This window comes from Larkinella sp. C7 (assembly GCF_006149005.1).
In the GTDB taxonomy this organism is placed as follows: Bacteria; Bacteroidota; Bacteroidia; order Cytophagales; family Spirosomataceae; genus Larkinella.
This window is the reverse complement of sequence record NZ_VBSL01000021.1, coordinates 26,718-46,062: the sequence shown is the minus strand read 5'-3', so window position 1 is coordinate 46,062 and position 19,345 is coordinate 26,718. Positions and strand designations below refer to the sequence as shown.

The window sequence follows — 19,345 nt, the reverse complement described above, 5'->3', positions numbered from 1 at the left end:
ATGGGTATGTTTTGACGTTATTGCGGGGAATGTGGTATCTTTGTAGAAAGGATGGAAACCATGCAACAGACCTTTGAAATCCACGCAGGCCAGGCCGACGCCCAACGGATCGCTTCAGAAATCACGAAGCGCGCTGGCCGTAAGGTGCGTGTGACCATCGAGGACATGGAAGCAGATGCACCGGTCAGCCAAAAAGAATTGGCAAAGAACGTGTTGGCACTACGTGACCGGTTCGCGCATGTAAAGGTCGATCCCAACTTGGATTTGTCCGCTTTAGCCAATGAGATGTTCGGCGAATGAGTAGCTCCCGCCCATGATCTATTTCGATACGGACGTTCTGATCAATCTTCTGATCCCTCAAGATCCCGCCAAGCATCAATTCACGAAAGAATTCTATCAATCGGTTGTTGATCAAGAGCGTTTTTTCATTTCGCAGCTTTGCATTCTGGAAACAGCCTTTACCCTGCGTAAGCTCGGCCAACCAACGTCGGACATTGAAGCGATGGTTGATGCCCTGATGGCCTATGAACCCGTTTCATCAACACACGATGAAATGAAACGCGGCCTGGCTTTAGCCAAACTGATCGGTTTTCAAAACATTAGCGATTGTCTGCACACAGCCATCGCCGAAACCCATTGTACTGAGCTGGTCACCTTCAATAAAGCCGATTTCAAACGCATCCAGAAGCATACGCGCCTTAAAGTCACCATCCTATAAAAGGGGACGTTCGACCGGTTGAAAATGCACTCTGATGGTGTGGACCTCGCCCAAACCGGGATTCGAGAGCCGCAGCTTTCGGCCGGTCAATCGACGGATGAAATGCGCATCGATGACCGCATTCCCACTAAACACCTGGACGCGACAGATACGGGAATCCTCGCTTACCTGAAATTGTAAGACGACGATTCCCGAAATGCTTTTTTCCGATAACCTTGGGGAAGTCAGCAACAGAGAAAGTTGCTGATGTAGGGCGGGCCGGATTTTCAAACAGGGTGCTCCACCGATTGCCGCACTCTTGCTCGCAATCAGCAAGACGAAGAAGAGAATCAGCGCAACGGATCTCATCGCGTCGGTTGTTTATTTGGCTAAACGCAATGCCTGAGCATAGGCGTCCGGTAGTTCGCTTTGCTCGACGGCTACGGCCGCGCGTTCCACATCGTAAGGCACTCGCACAAACTCGACGCTCACGCCTTCGGCCGAACCCGGCCGGGCGGTCTCGGAAAGGGTCAGCAGCACATAGCAGGCACGCGGATCGCCGTCTTTGGGTTTGCCGACGGAACCGATATTGATGGCATGTCGCCAATAAGGTGTTTCTCCTTCGCCCAAGGCATTCACCACCTTGTGGTAGGGTTTGTGTGTGTGACCGAAGCATAGAATATCGGCCGACGCGCCTTCCAGAACGCGCGCCAGGCTACGATCTCCCCGGTCTTCAAACAGGTATTCATTGACGCGCCGGGGGCTACCATGCACCAGCAAAAGGCTCACCGTTTCGGTGTTCGTCCATAAATGCTCCGGATCATTGGACAAATGAAAATCCACCTGGATATGGGCGGGCAGGGTGCGCAAATAGGCTCGCTCTGCATCGCCCACCGTTGCATTGGTGTAGGCAATAGAAACCTTGCCATTGGCTTTCTCCTCGTCGGTTTTGTAGGCACAGCCGCAATCATCCGATGATCGACCAATACCGAAATCATAGTTTCCGGCGATGGTGGGGATATTGCGTCGGCGGATCTCGGCGATCACTTCGTTGGGCCAGATGTTATAGCCCACCAAGTCGCCCAGGCAGTACACTGCATCCGGTTTTTGGCGGTCAATGTCGGCCAGTACCGCATCGAGGGCGGGCAGATTGGCGTGAATGTCGGAAAACAGGGCAATTTTCATGGGTGGTTTTGAAAGGTCTTTTTGTAGTGGGGCGCAAACTTCTTCTGCTGTTTCAGGGCAAAATTGACCATCAGGATCAGCACCGGCACCTCGATCAGCGGGCCAATGACAGCGGCAAAGGCCGCGCCGGAATTGATACCGAAAACCGCAATGGCGACGGCAATCCCCAATTCAAAATTGTTCCCCGCTGCGGTGAAAGCCAGTGATGTGGATTTGGCATAATCAGCTCCGGCCCGTTTGGACAGGTAGAAGGCCGAAAAAAACATGATGGCAAAATAAATCGTCAGCGGTAGCGCAATGCGCAGCACATCGAGCGGAATGGAAACGATCAACTGCCCTTTCAGGCTGAACATGACGACGATCGTAAACAGCAACGCAATCAGGGTAATGGGACTGATGGCGGGCAAAAACATCTGCTCGTACCATTGACGGCTGAAAACGCGCGTCAGGACCAGCCGCGACAACAGCCCGGCCAGGAACGGTACGCCCAGATAAATAAACACGCTCTGCGCTACTTCGCCGATCGTGATATCGACGGTGTACCCTTTTAGCCCGAACAAAGGCGGCAAAACGGTAATGAAAAGCCAGGCATAGACCGAATAGAACAGCACTTGAAAGATGCTGTTGAAGGCTACCAATCCGGCCGCATAGAGCCGATCGCCGTTGGCCAGGTCGTTCCAGACGATCACCATCGCAATGCAGCGGGCAATGCCGATCATAATCAGGCCGGTCATGTATTCGGGTTTGTCGGGCAGAAAAATGACTGCCAGAAAGAACATCAGCAGCGGGCCGACAATCCAGTTTTGCAGCAGGGAAAGCCCCAGAATCTTGGTGTTGGCAAATACCTTCGGCAATTCCTCGTAACGCACCTTCGCCAAAGGCGGATACATCATCAACACCAGCCCAATGGCCAGCGGTACATTGGTCGAGCCGGAATTAAACTGATTGATGAAGGTCTGCGACTGCGGGAAGAAATACCCGATGCTCACGCCGATCAGCATGGCCAGGAAAATCCATAGCGTGAGAAAGCGGTCGAGAAATGAAAGTTTAGGCATGGGCGGCTTGGCTCGTTACATTCTCCTCGATGAATTGTTGGCTGTACGCTTTGATTTCGTCGCGTACCGCGCGAAACTGCGCCAACCTGTCATCGCCGGGTGCATGGGATGGATCGGTAAAGCTTTGATGCACCTTCTTGGCCGTGGATGGGAAGAACGGGCATTGTTCGCGGGCATTATCGCAAACCGTGATGACGTAATCGAGCGGTAGGCTGGTATATTCGTCGGCATGGTTGGAAGTGTGATGGGAAATATCAATGCCATCCTCACCCATGACCTGAATTGCCAGGGGATTGACCCCGTGGGGAGCAACGCCCGCGCTGTAGACCTGGGCGCGCTCGCCCGCGAAATGTTGCAGATAGCCGTGGGCCATCTGGGAACGGGCGGAATTGCCCGTGCAAAGCACTAGGATATTTTTCATGTTAGTTGCAGCAGCCGGGCGCGCAGCAGGCGTCAGTGGCTTGGTTATTTTCGGTTGGCTTTTGCGCAAACACGGTTACGCTGTAAATGCCTCGGTCTTGCTGGCGGTACTCGGCTATCTCAGCGGCTGACAGGATGTTTTGCAATACATCGTCGGGCAGGGTGATTTCCCGCTCTTTCTGGATTTGAATGCTGGTGAATCCGGCATCCTGCACGAGCTGCAAATAGGCGTCTTTCTGGATGGCTCCCGATACGCAGCCCACATACAATTCAGCGTCGCGCTGCAAGCCTTCGGGCAGTTCGCCTTTCAGCACAATATCGGAAATGCTGAAATGGCCACCCGGCTTTAAAATGCGGAACGTTTCCGAGAAGGCTTTTTGCTTATCGGGAACCAGGTTCATGACGCAATTGCTTACCACCACGTCAGCCAGATTTTCCGGCAATGGCATTTCCTCGATGTCGCCATAGACGAATTCGACGTTGGTAAAGCCTAACGCTTTCGCATTTTTGCGGGCGCGGTCGATCATGGGTGGGGTCATATCCAGGCCAATCACCTGGCCCGTTTCTCCGGTTTCGGCACGCGCCACAAAGCAATCATTGCCAGCCCCTGAACCCAAATCCACGACCGTATCGCCGGGTTTGATCTGGGCGAATTGCGTGGGCAGGCCACAGCCCAACCCCAAATCGGCATCGGCCACATAGCCTTTTAGCTCCTGGTAGTCCTGAGCCATGACAATCGGCACATTCGCGTCGATCTCCGGGCCACAACATGAGGTTGGGCCACAGCAACCATTGGCGTCTGGTTGTTCGGCAATCGCGCCGTATTTCTGGCGCACGACTTCTTTGATTTGCTCTGCGGTTTCCATAACTTTTCCTATTGATTTATTGTAATATTACGATTGATAAGGGCAAAAAAATACCTGCTCTTTTAGGCGCAGCAGGTTGCGGAATCGAACGACTCGATCAAGGCACCAAATGCTTGGCGGGCTTCCTCCCATACGGGTGGGTTAATGCAATAGCACACGCGGGGCGGGTTGATTTCGCCCTGAATGATGCCAATGCGTTTTAGCTCTTTCAAATGCTGGGAAACCGTTGCCTGGGCCAAGTTCAGTTCGCCCACCAGATCACCACAGACACAAGCTTTCTTGGCTATAAGCATTTGCAGAATGGCCACCCGTGCGGGATGTGCAAAGGCTTTGGCCAAATCCGCGATGCGATTTTGCTCGTCGGTGAAGATTTCAGTTTTTGTCAGTCCCATGCCACAAAGGTAGCAGAATAATTATCCATTGCAATATTACGATTAATATTAAAACCTTCTCCCTTTCTCATATTCGTTCGTATCTTCGCATCGTGAAATGGTGGCGAATTATATGGGCGATGTATGTGCTGGTGCTTTCGGGGCTACCCTGTGAAGCCTTTTGCCCCGATGAACCTACCATGCAACAAGCCCCGCGCCCGGACGATCACAGCCACGATGCGGGGTGTTCGCCCTTCTGCCTTTGCGCGACCTGTCCTGGCTGCACGCTGACGCACGCTCCGCAATTGATCGGCGTTGCCGCATCTGGAAATCCCCTTATTATGGCGGTGCTGCCTTCCTACCAGACTCCGCATACGCTCGATGTATCGGGGCGGATCTGGCAACCTCCCCGTTTGGGTTAGCTCTCTTTTTGTTCGCTCCTGGTCGGCTCTGACTGGCCGGGCGGCTATTGCTAACCAAAATACATTCTTTTCATGAAAACCCTTATTGTGTCGCTCTGGCTGACACTCTCCATACTACCCATAGCCTGGGGGCAAAGCTCCCTGCGCGTTTTGATTCAGGATGCCGAAACTGGCAAACCGTTGATCGGTGCAACCGCCTTGCTCAACCCTGGACGGATTGGGGCCGCTGCGGACACTGCCGGGCGGCTGGTGCTAACCGTGCCCAATCCGGGCCGCTACGCGCTCACCTGTTCCTTTGTGGGCTACCTGTCCCAAACCGACAGCCTGACACTGCCGGGACGGTCCGAAGCTTCGGCTGATTCGCTGGTGGTTCAGCTCCGGGAAACCGAAGGTGAAGAGCTGGAAGAAGTGGTGGTCACTTCCACCCGAAGCAATCGCAGCATTGACGACATTCCCACCCGCATCGAAGCCATTACCGGCGAAGAGCTGGAAGAAAAATCCAACATGCGACCGGGCGATATTCGGATGCAGCTCAACGAAAGCACGGGTATTCAGGTACAACAAACCTCGCCCGTTTCCGCAAACGCGAACATTCGCATTCAGGGCCTGGATGGGCGGTACACACAGATTTTGCAGGATGGCTTGCCGCTTTATTCCGGCTTTGCTGCTGGTCTGAGCATTTTGCAAATTCCCCCGCTGAATCTGCGGCAAGTCGAAGTCATTAAAGGCTCGGCCTCAACGCTCTACGGGGGCGGGGCCATTGCGGGCCTGGTCAACCTGATTACCAAGCGACCGAGCGAAAAACGCGAGTTGAGTTTCATGGCCAACGGCACCACGGCGGGGGGCCTCGATCTAAGCGGTTTTTGGGGGCAAAAGTGGGAAAAAGTCGGTGTGACTCTGTTTGCAGCTCGCAACACGCAACGCGAATATGACCCTGGCAAAATCGGTTTTTCGGCTCTGCCCAATTACGAGCGATATACCGTCAATCCCCGGCTTTATTTCTATCTCAATCCCACGGCAACGCTCACGGTGGGCGTGATCGGCAATACCGAAAACCGGATCGGGGGAGATATGGCCGTCCTCGATGGCAACACCGACAACACCCACCTCTATTTCGAGCGGAACCGCTCGGATCGGGTGGCCTCGCAGCTCCAATTCGATAAACGCTTTGAACGCTCGGTGCTGACACTGAAAAACAGCGTGAGTTATTTCAACCGAACGCTCACCCAACCCGATTACCGCTTTGCCGGGCACCAGGTAGCCAGCTTCACCGAAGCCAGTTACAGCCATACCGGGGAACGCTCCGAATGGATCGGCGGGGGCAATCTGTGGACGGAGCAATTCACCGAAACCGGGGCCAGCAATGGACCATCCAGCCGGGGCCGCAATTATCAGTATGTGACGGTGGGAGGGTTTGTGCAGAACAGCACCCAGCTTGCGCCCTGGTTGACGCTGGAAACGGGTCTGCGGGGCGATTACCACAACCGCTTCGGCTTCTTTGCGCTGCCGCGTGTGTCGGCCCTGTTCAAGCTCTCCGACCGGCTGACTTCCCGGCTGGGTGGTGGCCTGGGCTATAAGGCTCCAACCATCTTCACCGAAGATGCCGAAAGCGTCGCCTTTCGCAATGTGCGCCCGATTGATCAGGCCACGGCAAAGGCCGAAACCTCCATCGGTGGCAATTTCGATGTGAATTACCGCACCCGGCTTTTTGATTTGCTCGATGTGTCGATCAATCAATTATTCTTCTACACCCAGCTTAATAACGCGCTGGTGCTGGATATTCCGGCCATTATTCCCACGGGGCCAAATTCAACGGTGTACCAGTTTTCCAATGCCAACGGCCCAATTGACAGCCGGGGTCTGGAAACCAACGTGCGGATTGGCTATGAAGCCTTCAAGCTGTATGCAGGCTATAGCCTGGTGGATACACGCCGGAGATATGCCGGAGAAGCGTACAACAGCCCGATTCCACTCACTGCCAAACACCGGGTCAACCTGGTGGCTGTGTATGAACTGGAAGGCAAGTTTCGGTTGGGATTGGAAGCCTATTACATTGGCCGAAAAGCCCTTTCCACCGGGGAATATTCAAGTCCGTTTTGGTTATTGGGTATTATGGGGGAACGGCGGTGGAAGCATTTCAGCATCTTTGCCAACCTGGAAAACATCGGCAATATCCGGCAGGATCGCTTTGAGCCGGTAGTGCTGCCTCCGGTGGCCCAACCTTCCTTCCGGGAAGTCTGGGCACCGCTGGAAGGCTTTGTGGCAAATGGTGGAATAAAACTCATGTTGTGACGATCAGACCATGAACAAAACAACCTACAACGTGGCCAAGATGGATTGCCCTTCCGAGGAGCAATTGATTCGTATGAAACTGGCCGATAAGCCGGGTATTGAGCAGCTTCAGTTCGATATTCCCAACCGCAAAGTGACGGTGTTGCACGATGGGGATGCCGAATCCATTACGCGCGCCCTGGCGGATTTGCGCCTGGATAGCCGGTTGCTGGAAACCGAAGATGCGGACCTGGCCGAACTGACGGAAGAAGCCCCGCGCGACCGGCGTTTGCTGCTAACGGTGCTGGCCATCAATGGCTTCTTTTTCGCCCTGGAAGTGCTGGCGGGTATCCTGGCCGATTCGATGGGTCTGGTGGCTGACGCTCTCGATATGCTGGCCGATGCCTTGGTGTATGGCCTAGCCCTCTATGCCGTAGGCAAGGCCGTAAGCTCACAAAAAAAGGTGGCCCGAATTAGTGGCTATCTGCAATTGATTCTGGCCGCTGGGGGCTTGGTGGAAGTGGTGCGCCGGTTCATCACGGGCGAAGCCTTGCCCGACTTCGGGCTGATGATGGGGGTTTCCCTGCTGGCCCTGATCGGTAATGCGATCTGCCTGTATCTGCTACGCCGGGAAAAGAGTGACAAAGTCCACATGCAAGCCAGTGAAATTTTCACCTCGAACGATATTGTCGTGAATATGGGCGTCATTCTGGCCGGTGGCCTGGTCTATCTGACCCATTCGCCTTATCCCGATTTGATTATCGGTTTGGCGATTTTCGGGGTCGTGGCGCGGGGAGCATTGCGTATTTTCCAACTGGCCAAATAAGAAAACTCTTTCGTTATGAAACTGATCAAAGTAGCCGCTGGCGCACTGAATCAAACCCCGCTCGATTGGGCGCACAACACCCAAAACATCATCAATGCCATTGACGCGGCCCGCGCTCAGCATATCAGCCTGCTTTGCCTGCCCGAACTCTGCATTTCGGGTTATGGCTGCGAAGATGCCTTCTATGCCCAAAACACCATCGACCAGGCGATTCGCTCGCTGCTCGATATTGTACCGCATACGGCGGATATAATCGTATCGGTCGGCCTGCCCATGCGCCACGGCAACCGAACCATCAACACGGCTTGCCTGATAAGCAACCGGCGCATCCTGGGATTTGTGGGCAAACAGCATTTGCCCAATGATGGCATTCATTACGAAGAGCGGTGGTTTCAGCCCTGGCCCGCTGGAGTGCGTGATGAATTGACCCTACTGGACGAAGCAACGGCCTATCCATTTGGTGATCTGCTCTTCGATGTTTCCGGTATCCGCATTGGCTTTGAAATTTGCCAGGATGCCTGGATCGCCGGGCGACCGGGGCGAAGTCTTTATGATCGGGGGGTGGATATTATCCTCAATCCTTCGGCCAGCCATTTTGCCTTCTTCAAATCCGAAGTGCGGGAACGGTTGGTGGTGGATGCATCGCGGGCTTTTGGCGTGAGCTACATCTATACCAATCTGCTCGGCAATGAGGCCGGGCGGGTGATTTATGACGGGGATGCGATGGTAGCTTCCAATGGGGTGCTGCTGGTGTCCGGGGCACGGCTCAGCTACGAAGATTTTGTGATTGTTCCGGCGGTGGTGGATGTCGAACAAACCCGGTTGAGCCAGGTGCAGAACCGGGGCAAGTTGACCCGGATGCACCCTGAATTGCGGGTGGTCGAACGGTTCGGCTGGCCACGGGTGGCCCCGCTGGTGCAGCAAGCGGAGCTGGAAGCCTGGGAAAAGGGCGGCTATCTGAAAGAAGAAGAATTTGCCAGGGCGGTCGCGCTGGGGTTGTTCGATTACCTGCGCAAAAGCCGGTCGCAAGGCTATGTGCTGTCGCTCAGTGGCGGGGCCGATTCCTCGGCTATTGCCGCCACGGTGTATTTGATGATCCGCATGGCGGTGGAAACTATCGGCCTGGAGGGGGTTAAGAAAAAGCTGGCCTACATACGCGCCATTCAGGATTGCGACTCGCCTGAAGCGATGATGGGCCAACTATTGACGGTCATGTACCAGGGCACAGAAAATTCCTCCGATAATACGTTCAACTCGGCCAAACAGCTCGCCGATGACATTGGCGCGACGTTCCTGCGCATCAACATCAACGGCCTGGTGGAAACCTATCGCGGCCTGATCGAAGCGCAATTTGGCCGGGTGCTCTCCTGGGAAACGGACGATATTGCTTTGCAAAACATTCAGGCGCGGGTGCGCGCTCCGGGCATTTGGCTGATCGCCAATCTGAAAAATGCGCTGCTGCTGAGTACGTCGAACCGCTCGGAAGCAGCGGTAGGCTATGCCACGATGGATGGCGATACAGCGGGCAGCATTTCGCCGATTACTGGCATCGACAAGCATTTTCTCCGGGGCTGGCTGCGCTGGCTGGAAACGGTGGGGCTGAACGTCAAAAACCAGACCATTCCCACGGATCGCACCAGCCAGGGAACGGGACCGGTCGGGGCCGATGAGCTGATTCGGGTGAAGGGACTTCATGCGGTGAACAACCTGCAACCCACGGCGGAACTACGCCCACTGGACAAAAAGCAAACCGACGAAGATGATTTGATGCCTTACGATGTGCTCAATTCCATTGAGAATGCAGCTATTCGAGACAAGCAAGCCCCGCTGGATGTACTCTCGCTGCTGGAAACCCGGTACGCGGATCGGTACGAGCGGGCAATGCTGGCGGTGTGGGTGGAACGATTTTTCAAACTGTGGAGCCGCAATCAGTGGAAACGCGAACGCTATGCGCCCTCCTTCATGCTGGACGATCACAATCTCGATCCGCGTTCCTGGTGCCGTTTCCCGATTCTGTCAGGTGGTTTCGAGCGAGAGCTTGCCGAAATGTTTGCCTCGATCCAAGCCTCAAGCGGGTTGCTGTGATGGATTAGCGGACGCAAAAAAATGACGCACTATGGATCGGTTTACTTTCCGTTCTGCATGCCACAATTCATAATTTTTTTGCAGGTTTACCCAGAACTGCGCGGTATTGCCGAACGCCTCGGACAATTTCACGGCCAGTTCTGGGTAAACCTGCCCGTTCGTTCACAATAGCCGACAGATCAGCCCGGGCAATGCCCAAGCCTTTCGCTACCTCGGTAATCGTCAAGCCGTGTTCCTGAATGTATTCTTCCCGCAAAATCTCGCCGGGATGTACGGGGGCCAAATTACGCTTCATGGCTGATTCCTTTCTTTAATGATAATCGACATAATCCACGTTGCAAATGTCTCCACCCTCAAAGCGGATAATGATCCGATAATTCGGGTAATGGTGATTGACAAAATTCCGCCATATCGCCCGTCAGCTTATAACTTTCTGAACCATCCCTTCAATCCAGCTTTTCATCCGTTTTTTTCATAAAATTCAGGGTCAAAAAGTAGGACCAGAACATTTTTGCAATTTTTTTTATGATACTAACTTGTTGAACCCAATATATATCAGTGTTCTTTTATACAGAGTTTTTTAATTTACCAAGGTTAAAATGCTTCAGTCTACACCATTTAGAAAATTAAACATTTTCATGAACGCAAGTCGAGCAGGAGGGAAGTACCTTAAAACACCCTTTTAGACGTTCAATATATCCGTACGTTTAGTTCTTTACGGTTTTTGACAGGGTTAAGGTTTATCTGGACGATTAATTGATGATCCAGATATTCTCATCATACGACCTTTAACTAGTCGTATGTGTTTTAATATAAGTATCTATCTAAACACTGAAACTATATTCTGCTTAGGTAAAGAATCTAGAATCTTCTTGTAATTACCTAAATGGTCCCAATAGATTACATGCCCACTTTCATTTTGTCTGATGTGCTCTAAAGCATCAGGCCATGGAACTGAATAATACTCTTTCAATTTATATTCAGCACTGAACACAATTATTACCAGTTCATCAATGGTTGCATTGGGCCTATATTTAATTGATGTCCATCTAGCCGAGGTCGTGCTTGCTTTTGCATGCGTTTTTACTTGGAACAGTTTTCCATTGACATTTACATCCCAATCTTTTTGAATGCCGCTGATCGCCTTCTCTCCATCGAAAAGAGTGGATACCAACCATTCTCCAAGCTGGGAGGTGAAATCTTTACTATTAGGAACAACACCCAATCGTTTTAGCGATTTAAGTGCTTCAAAGTAATTATTGAAAGCAATTTTTAAAGAGTCAGTCTCATTATTATCATTGGTCATAAGGTCTTGCGCAGAATCAATAGTTCTTAAATTCAATGCTTCTTGTTAGGCTAAAATCAATCCCGGCTTCAATTGAAGACGGTCTTTAAAGTCCTCCGGTATGGAAATCCAGTGTTCAGTCAGTAAATCAACAAGCTGGCGACCATTGACGGTACCTATTCGTGGATAACCAGATTCAGTCGCTACGTCAAGAGCTGCTGCTTGGAAGTCAGCCGTGGTAACAAATGCTCCTTGTGCTCCAGCTGGAATACTAGCCCGTAGGGCTTTTACATCTTTTGCGTTTATACGAGCGTTAAGTTGGTATCGTTTGACTTGAACTATCAGTTGAATTTTTGCCATATTAGCTATGTTAAGGTGACCTCTTACATCAACTCCGCCATCATGAGGCTGACCTGTATGTTGGGCTTCAAAGCCAACAGCGGTTAACAAATGCATAACTAGTAGTTCAAATTCAGTCGCATCAAGCTCTAAGAGTCGCTTCAAAACCAATTCTGTGTGATTATGGCTTTGTTGGATGACAACCGGCGAAGCAAGTTCAGGTCGCATAATAGCCTCAAAGAATTCGGTATCATTACTAATCTGAAAAACTGTTAAGCTAGACCCAAGTGTGTTCTGCATGGGAATTGACAACGAGCCTCGACGTAGCATATCTAAGGACCAGCTAATCTTCTTTCTTTGTGTGAATGGACACCCGTCAGCATCAGTTCCAAGGAAATAAGGATCATCTTGTACCTGCCCATAATGTAATATGTTGGTATCGGCTGCTGGAGTAATTACGTAATCTCCAGGCTTAATGTCAAAAAGAAAGCGGGCGATCTGACCAACCTGTTGGCCAATTACAAGATTACTCGTTACCGAAGGGTTAGCGTTACGATAAAGCTGTTTGATCGATTCTCGGTCTTGAATATTTGTAAGATCTCGACCATCAAGCCAGCCTATCGCGGCATAATGACCCTTGAGAAAGCGGCTTGTATATTGGCCATACATGGCGCGAACACAGTAAACATTGGGCATAGCTCTATTAATCTGATTTTTATAAAGTTCATTAAGCAATGAAAATTTCACTTAGGAAGTTGAAACAGTCTAGCTTGTTCTACTTTCTCAATCCATATCTTGGTCAAAATTCGCTGGAATGTTAGTCCTCTTTGAACACCGCTGAATAACCAAATAGCTTTTGTATTTTCTTGTGTAAATAGCTGACAATAAACTCCTTTTTAAATACTGCGGGTACACTTAAGCCGACTAGGCCAAGCAAGCCAACAATTGTATTTAAAGTATCCATTTGGTCTTTATACCGTATGTATAGGGAAGCCGCAAGACCGATTATCAGAAACATTGCTGAATAATAGAAAAAATTAGCTCCGTATTCCGTTCTTTTGAGGAACATGGATTCAAATCGTTTTAGCCCTGCATTTTTCCCATCCCCAGGTATATCAGCTTCTGAAATTACAATGTCAATTGCCCGCAAAGCTGTAATGGTTAAAAAATCTGATCTGTATAAGGGAAACTCCTCCTTCATGTACTCCGTGTACATTTTCTTTAGTGCCTGTGAGTTAGGTAAGGAACGTTTTAATATATCTTGAATAAGAACGACAATAGCTGTCAAGTTTGACGTATTCTGAGTATCGCCACGCAGAACAGCTTTAAATGTCTCTATAGTTTGTGTGCACTCCGCTTGTGAACAAAGCCGACAGTTGAGTACTTTATTCAGCCACACCTTATCGGTAGAAAATTTCTCTGCGCAGCATATAAGAATGAATAACAGGTAATCATCTCTGATATATGGTGCCCTTTCATCTGGCTCTCTTCTTGAAAAATCATTGTAAAGGTTAATAAATTCATCCCCGTGCCCACTTGATAATGCATACAACCCGCTATAATACAAAGCGTCTGCTTCTGACTGTTCGCTTACCTGCGGTAATTCCAGCGTATCAACCTCGATAAGATCCAAGAATGCCTTCACTTTGGGTGTCCCCAACAGTTTCGCACGGTAATTTAGACGGTCAATCACAGAAACCATTTCTTGCGTTTAAGACTGGTATTAACTGTATCAGGATGCCAAAAACTGATGCGTCTCAGTTTGCCTAGTAAATCAGACAGCAGGGTAGAATACAACAATGTTGCCGGATTCTCATTTGACATAAAGGTCCTCCACGACAAATAAGTAAACTGATATAGTTGTTGAACAACATAATGTAAGTCAGTAAATAATAGCTCCTCTATGTCTTGAAAGTTAGCATTGCCCTCCGGTTTTCTGATTTTTATAAGTAATGGATTGCTACTCCCATGCTTTCCTGTCTTCATTTCCTTTGTTCCTAGCATCTGCACTAAACATGAAGATGAATTCAGAACAATATTAGTACCCCGTAATGGAACATATTGGCCTACAGTCTTCTTAGTCCAGTTGTCTTTACGACCCTCTTGGGCAGGATCAAATAACAAGAACGGGTGTTGCTTGCTGATTGTGACAAATGCAAATTGAACTTTGTAATCACTATAGTCTCGAATCAGATTACTAACAACGTCAAATTCAGTATTTTTAATAGGCTTGAAGATGTGAAATATGAGTCTTATTGTATCACCCACACGCCAACCTTGTTGTTTTTGTAACTCATTAAAAGAGCTCTTTAGGCTTTTCAAAAGCTCATCAAAATATTCATCGTAGGGTACATCTTTAGCGCGGTCAGACAGTAAGTACTGACCATCACCAGAGAAAAATGTAGTTATACCAACAACACGTTCTTGGTTATTGCCAACATAGGCATTGTTGTATATAAAACTATTGCCAATCCCTACAACAATTTCCCTATCCACAGACTGAGCAGAGGAAAGAACCCAGGGAATTCCACCCAACTTGGCGTACATCTGAAGCGCAACCTGGTTTAAAACGTACTCATTCGCAGTTTTGAAAACTTCGGTGGTTATGAATTGAACCGGGATATCTTTCGTTAGTAAACGCGCTTTTATTAAATAATACGGATTGTCTTCAATTCGATACTGACGAAAACTTGCCGGTATTTCAATAAATGCAATATCCGGCTTTTCGTCCAAATGGGAGATTATCCTGTCATATTCCTCAAATCTAAATTCAGATACTTCCTCAATTGTGTGTTGAATCGATTGAAATTCATATTTACGCTTAAGCCCCTTTTTAAAATATTTCGATGTTGGAATCCCATCGAATAAGGCGTTCAATTGCTGCGTAAAGAACCCTCGATTCGCTTTCTTACATATAGCAAGTACTTTAAGATCCTTGGGACTAAAAAGATCGGAATCATAGGGTCCATAATCGCTTAAACCAAAATCGGCTTGAGTAGATACTTTGGTTCTGGCGGCATCAAATACAAATGATGGACTTTTAAACGTATAACTCTTTCCTTTAACTTCTGAATTTGAGGATATTGTAAAATAAAATCCGTCCTTGTTAAGATAACCTATCGTCGCTCTTTCAGGTGCTGAAGTTAAACTAATCCTCCTTGCGAATTGCTGAATTTCAGTTTGGATATGCTTTGTATTATATATAGTCTCTTTACTTTCATTGACGTATTCAACAATATCAGCTGCCTGACCGGCTCCAAGTTTGAAAGATAGATATGAAGAAATGTTCCGCGTAGTTTTATGAGGAAGTAGTTCAACCAGCGGGTATGACTGAACCCCCTCATTAGTTTCTATGGAAGCCCACTGATCCTCGATCGATAGTATTCTGCCAACCAACGTTGCATCTGGTGCCAGAACGTGTTTCAATCCTGGTAGTGGCATTGAATGGAGGACTTCCATCCCTATGAGGTTAAATCCTTCATTAGCTAGTTCTTCGCAATCAATATCAAATACCCATTTTCTCGGCAAATTAATAACAAAGCCAAATTGCTGCCCCTCTAGAGTTTCAATCAAGCGAAGCTGAAGCTCAATTTGCTTCTTGAAAGCGACTCGATCTTGAAGTTCATTTGGTAATAAATGACGGATCAGGTCATCCGTTTTATTACGAGACTGAATTAAGAATGGATAAAACTGGAGCGGAATTACGTCGAATTGTTTTCTGAACGTGCGGAAGAAAATATGCTTAATAAGGGATGATGTAACTTTTTCATCCCCAAATGTTTTTGCACGGTGAAAGTGTCCCCCTCTTATCTCGTCTCCTTCCATATTAGAACAATAAATGAAGTCCTCATGCCGGAAGAAGGAATGTGTTGAGTTGTACAATTCCCTTAATTTATTAAGGCGGCCCTCTTTGAAAGGGATTCGCCAAACATCATATTCATCAAAAGTAATTTTGATTGGATAGAAATTAGTCAACATCAACACAGATTTGGTTTAGGGATGTTTTACAGAAATTATAACCAACAACATGCTCACTACTAAAAAATTGTTGGGCAGCTCCCTTTTAGAAAAGTAGAGCCATTTTTACTTTAATATAGCTGCATAGGAACATCAGGCCGTTATTTTAGCATTCTCATTAATGCTATTCAGTACCTGAAACAGCTGGCCTGACCGATTGCCAAATACCCCTTCGACTCCACTGCTATCAATGTCGGTGAATATTGGTGAATACAAGACCTTCGGTTCTATGGTACCGTTTTCGCAGAGGTAATTGACCAGCGTATCCATAAACGCAATTTGCGTACTGGTAAGGGGGCCATTGTCCAGAAAGGCAGACAACGCACTTTTGGCGGCCCCAATGTCCAGGCCTACAAGGCGACGCACAAATACTCCTAATGGTTTCTCTCCCAGGGCAGATACAAACTGCTCTTTAGTTTCAAGAGCAGCCTCATCAAACAGCATTCGTTCCAGCTCACCCAGTTCGAATTCCGTGATTAATTCATTACTCCGTATTTTACGTATGGTAAGATGACTCAGGTTTTTGCGGATGATCTGCTCCATTCGATCCCGGTAGGCTTCACTACTAATATACCCTACCAGGTGGTCATACACTTGCTCCGGCCCGCTGAACTCATCCGTAAAATCGGTGTAAATGACAGGGCGGGTTTCTTTGTCGAGGTATCTTACTAATCCACGCAAAGCCAGCCGAACCGGTTCCAGAGAAGATGCCGGTAACTCAGGCCAGAATGCCGGTGTGGCTACTTCATCAATGACGGGCATTTGTCGGGAAACCGTCTCTATGCTTCCCTTTTTCTGCAATCCCTTAGCCACCCGCCTGATTTTATCCGCCGTAGAGGCAAACGCAGTCGAGTTTCCAGTTACCTGTGCCAGTTGGTTTTTCAGAACCAACAAATCGAACCGCCGTGTTTCGGGGTGCCCACCGGTTTCCCCAATGAGTAACGGAGCAATATATTGGGTCAACTCGGCCAGATCTGCCACTGACAACGCTCGCCAAATAGCTTTGTCCTTGAACTTGGTGACGTGTTCCCATTGTCGCCGAACCAGAAAACTATCTTCATTTAGCGCCTGCACCTGCCCGTGTAATGTATCGAGCAAGTCGGCGCGGAGGGCCAGCGTATTGGCATCCGCATGTTCGTTGTCAAGTGTCTGGGATAAGCGGAGCCGGGCTACAAAAATTTGCTCATTGATGCTGGGCGGTCCCGGCGTGTCGATTTCTCGGGGGTTCTGAGCGAAATAGGCAAAATTGTCGCAGAAGTCGAAGATGTTGAAATAGGTTTTGTGCTGGTCGGGACCGAATAAATTAGGCCGAAGCCGGGTGCCGCGTCCAACCATCTGCCAGAACTTAGCTTTCGATAATACTCGTTTGAAAAAAACCAGATTGACCAGCTCAGGAATGTCGATGCCCGTGTCGAGCATATCGACCGAAACGGCAATCTGAAATTCCGTTTTGGTTTCGTCGCTGAAGTTTGAAATGACCCGTTCCGCTTCATCGTGAAGCGTATTGTCGATTAGCTGGCAAAAACGCCCCTGGTAATGGGGAAACAGGTCATTGAACCGCTTCACAATGAATTTGGCGTGTTCATGGTTTTTGGCAAAGATGATGGACTTGCCCAATTTATCACCCCCTTCAATTTTAAGCCCCCGCTCCATCAGGTACAGGATTACCTTATCGACGGTGTCCTGGTTAAAAAGCCAGGTGTTGAGTGCATCGGCATCAATCTCATCGGGCATTTCTCCCGTTCCATCATCAAATGTTTCTTCGTATTCCGCTTTTTCTTCGTCGGTCAGGTCGTTGTAGCGGATGCCTTCACGCGGGAATTTGAGGGACACGCCTACTCCTCTATAAGGCACGAGGTACGTATCATTTACGGCATCAGTGAGTGGGTAGCTATACGTTGGCTCGTCGGTAGGTAGCTCAAAGAATCGGAAAGTATCACGGTCGGTTTCGTCTTTGGGTGTAGCCGTTAAGCCAACTGTGAGTGCATCAAAGTACTCAAAAATGGCCCCGTACTTTTTGTAGATACTCCGGTGGGCTTCGTCGATGATGATCAGGTCGAAGTAACCCGACCCGAACTTGCGCACATCCCCCTGCCAGTCGCTGTCAATTCGATTGAGGATGGTTTGATAGGTTGAAAATACGATGCGGGCGGTGCCTATATTTTCTTCTTTAACCAGGTTTATGCCGGTCAGGTGATTTACATACTCACCGAAATTTTTACAAGCCTGGTTGACCAGCGCGCGCCGGTCTGCCAGAAAGAGCACCCGCTTAACCCAGCCCGCACGAACCATTACGTCGACTAGAGCCGCAGCCGTACGCGTTTTCCCGCTTCCGGTAGCCATCACTAGTAAGGCTTTACGTAATTTCTTATCAAACGCTTCACCTACGTGCGTTATAGCCGCTTTTTGATAATAACGATTGACAATTTTTTCTTTCGGCTTTTCGGTACTAAAGGGTTTTTGACTGGTTCGGCGACTGATAATTAATTTCAATTCATCAGCTTTATGAAAACCCTGCACCAGACGGGGCGGATATCGCAGGTCGTCGTAAAACTGAGTGTGGTAGCCGTTGGTATAGTACAGCAGGGGACGCTGACCATATCGTTTTTCAAGTGCATCAGCATACCGTTCGGCCTGGCTACGGCCAGCTTCCTCGTCGCGACTGGTTCGTTTGGCTTCAATGACCGCTAATGGTAATCCGTCATCTCCCCATAGCACATAGTCGGCCCTGTCCGAAGGGGATAGAACCTCTTCTATAGAACAGTTCTCTCCGGGTTTTCTTTTTCCCGGCTCTTTGGCCACTAGCCAACCGGCTTCCCGCAGTAGCTTGTCGATGTATAACTCGCGGGTTTCGGCTTCCGTGAACGCTCCTGTATAGGTTTGCAGGGTGGCCGTACGCTGGTTGAGTGTGGCGCGTAGCTTGTTCAGCTCGGCTTCCTGTTCCTTTAATTGCTCAGCGCGGAGGTCGGCCAGCAAAATCTGTTCGTTCAGGCGGGTATCCAATTCGACCGTCTGGTCAACTGTAAGATAAACCGCTTTGGTCGGCAACAGGGCCGAATCGAAGGGAGGTACAGGTACCGACGGGCCGAAATATGTTTTGACGGCATTGGCCGTTACGCCGTATAATGCCTTTAGCGCTATCAACGACTCGTTGGCTGTGAGGGGTACGGTAGCGGGCTGAGTAGGGTCGTTGGCGTGCAGAGCCATGTTACCGTACTGCTTCAGCAGGTAAAGCTGGTCTTTCAGCGCGGGTGAAAGCGTTTTTTTGAACTCGTAATGGCCAATGAGTCTGGCCAGATTCCGCTCTTTGTGATCGGAAGGAAAGAACGGGTTGAGCCGTGGGTCATTGGCATACATGTACATAACCAACTCTTCGAGTGCCTTTCGGCATAGACCCGTGGCTACTAAGGGCTGTAATACGGTAAACTGTTCGGCCAATCGCGCAGTTTCGCCCACCGCAGGGATGGTTTCAGCATTCAAAAAGGTAAAGTTCGAGTTCATCAGTA

Annotated in this window: 17 protein-coding genes and 1 pseudogene; 7 read left to right on the top strand and 11 right to left on the bottom strand. The window is 49.3% G+C overall.

All coding sequences use genetic code 11. From position 1 onward, the window contains the following. Nucleotides 1-51: 51 nt before the first annotated feature. Genes FH871_RS29020 through FH871_RS33300 form a run of 3 tightly spaced genes read left to right on the top strand, consistent with a single transcriptional unit; the run spans nucleotide 52 to nucleotide 898 of the window. Nucleotides 52-300: a hypothetical protein gene (locus tag FH871_RS29020; RefSeq protein ID WP_133299928.1), complete on the top strand. Its 249-nt coding sequence runs from the start codon at nucleotides 52-54 to the stop codon at nucleotides 298-300. A gap of 13 nt (nucleotides 301-313) precedes the next feature. Beyond that, entirely contained in the window at nucleotides 314-718 is a 405-nt protein-coding gene (locus FH871_RS29015) for a PIN domain-containing protein (protein WP_114408529.1), read from the top strand. 24 nt (nucleotides 719-742) lie between these two features. Continuing rightward, nucleotides 743-898, top strand: coding sequence for a hypothetical protein (locus tag FH871_RS33300; protein WP_165841014.1), 156 nt, complete (start codon nucleotides 743-745; stop codon nucleotides 896-898). Between the two features lie 180 nt (nucleotides 899-1,078). Here the strand turns inward: FH871_RS33300 and FH871_RS29010 are convergent, their stop codons facing one another. From FH871_RS29010 to FH871_RS28990, 5 genes are all read right to left on the bottom strand, one after another. Beyond that, complete coding sequence (locus FH871_RS29010) at nucleotides 1,079-1,882, bottom strand: metallophosphoesterase (RefSeq protein WP_114408527.1); 804 nt, start codon at nucleotides 1,880-1,882, stop codon at nucleotides 1,079-1,081. Next, entirely contained in the window at nucleotides 1,879-2,937 is a 1,059-nt protein-coding gene (arsB, locus tag FH871_RS29005; RefSeq protein ID WP_114408526.1) for an ACR3 family arsenite efflux transporter, read from the bottom strand. Before arsB ends, FH871_RS29010 begins: the two co-directional genes overlap by 4 nt. Continuing rightward, the gene (locus FH871_RS29000; protein ID WP_114408525.1) at nucleotides 2,930-3,358 is read right to left on the bottom strand and encodes an arsenate reductase ArsC; all 429 of its coding nucleotides are present in this window, start codon (nucleotides 3,356-3,358) and stop codon (nucleotides 2,930-2,932) included. The genes arsB and FH871_RS29000 overlap by 8 nt, the downstream gene beginning before the upstream one ends. A 1-nt stretch (nucleotide 3,359) precedes the next feature. Further along, the gene (locus FH871_RS28995; protein ID WP_114408524.1) at nucleotides 3,360-4,223 is read right to left on the bottom strand and encodes an arsenite methyltransferase; all 864 of its coding nucleotides are present in this window, start codon (nucleotides 4,221-4,223) and stop codon (nucleotides 3,360-3,362) included. Between the two features lie 62 nt (nucleotides 4,224-4,285). Further along, on the bottom strand, nucleotides 4,286-4,615 hold the full coding sequence (locus FH871_RS28990) for a helix-turn-helix transcriptional regulator (protein ID WP_114408523.1): 330 nt from the start codon (nucleotides 4,613-4,615) through the stop codon (nucleotides 4,286-4,288). A 92-nt stretch (nucleotides 4,616-4,707) separates the two neighbouring features. On the opposite strand from FH871_RS28990, the gene FH871_RS28985 reads away from it, so the two are divergent. The 4 genes from FH871_RS28985 to nadE all read left to right on the top strand — a co-directional run bounded on the left by FH871_RS28985 (nucleotide 4,708) and on the right by nadE (nucleotide 10,198). Then, nucleotides 4,708-5,016, top strand: coding sequence for a hypothetical protein (locus FH871_RS28985; RefSeq protein WP_133299927.1), 309 nt, complete (start codon nucleotides 4,708-4,710; stop codon nucleotides 5,014-5,016). A 72-nt stretch (nucleotides 5,017-5,088) separates the two neighbouring features. Then, nucleotides 5,089-7,308 (top strand): TonB-dependent receptor, encoded by a 2,220-nt coding sequence (locus FH871_RS28980; protein ID WP_114408522.1) that lies wholly within the window; start codon nucleotides 5,089-5,091, stop codon nucleotides 7,306-7,308. Between the two features lie 10 nt (nucleotides 7,309-7,318). Next, a complete protein-coding gene (locus tag FH871_RS28975; RefSeq protein ID WP_114408521.1) occupies nucleotides 7,319-8,113 on the top strand; it encodes a cation transporter in 795 nt (264 codons plus the stop codon). Nucleotides 8,114-8,128: 15 nt separating this feature from the next. Further along, complete coding sequence (gene nadE / locus FH871_RS28970; protein WP_114408520.1) at nucleotides 8,129-10,198, top strand: NAD(+) synthase; 2,070 nt, start codon at nucleotides 8,129-8,131, stop codon at nucleotides 10,196-10,198. Here nadE and FH871_RS28965 read toward each other — a convergent pair. The 6 genes and pseudogenes from FH871_RS28965 to FH871_RS28940 all read right to left on the bottom strand — a co-directional run bounded on the left by FH871_RS28965 (nucleotide 10,181) and on the right by FH871_RS28940 (nucleotide 19,340). Further along, nucleotides 10,181-10,493, bottom strand: a pseudogene (locus FH871_RS28965) (HigA family addiction module antitoxin). The gene nadE and the pseudogene FH871_RS28965 overlap by 18 nt on opposite strands. 525 nt (nucleotides 10,494-11,018) lie before the next feature. Beyond that, a complete protein-coding gene (locus tag FH871_RS28960; protein WP_138994906.1) occupies nucleotides 11,019-11,540 on the bottom strand; it encodes a hypothetical protein in 522 nt (173 codons plus the stop codon). Nucleotides 11,541-11,549: 9 nt separating this feature from the next. Beyond that, nucleotides 11,550-12,569: a restriction endonuclease gene (locus FH871_RS28955; protein ID WP_138994905.1), complete on the bottom strand. Its 1,020-nt coding sequence runs from the start codon at nucleotides 12,567-12,569 to the stop codon at nucleotides 11,550-11,552. A gap of 70 nt (nucleotides 12,570-12,639) precedes the next feature. Next, entirely contained in the window at nucleotides 12,640-13,515 is an 876-nt protein-coding gene (locus FH871_RS28950; protein WP_138994904.1) for a hypothetical protein, read from the bottom strand. Then, nucleotides 13,512-15,800 (bottom strand): Piwi domain-containing protein, encoded by a 2,289-nt coding sequence (locus FH871_RS28945; RefSeq protein ID WP_138994903.1) that lies wholly within the window; start codon nucleotides 15,798-15,800, stop codon nucleotides 13,512-13,514. Before FH871_RS28945 ends, FH871_RS28950 begins: the two co-directional genes overlap by 4 nt. Nucleotides 15,801-15,932: 132 nt before the next feature. After that, on the bottom strand, nucleotides 15,933-19,340 hold the full coding sequence (locus tag FH871_RS28940; protein WP_138994902.1) for a DEAD/DEAH box helicase family protein: 3,408 nt from the start codon (nucleotides 19,338-19,340) through the stop codon (nucleotides 15,933-15,935). Nucleotides 19,341-19,345 lie beyond the last annotated feature (5 nt).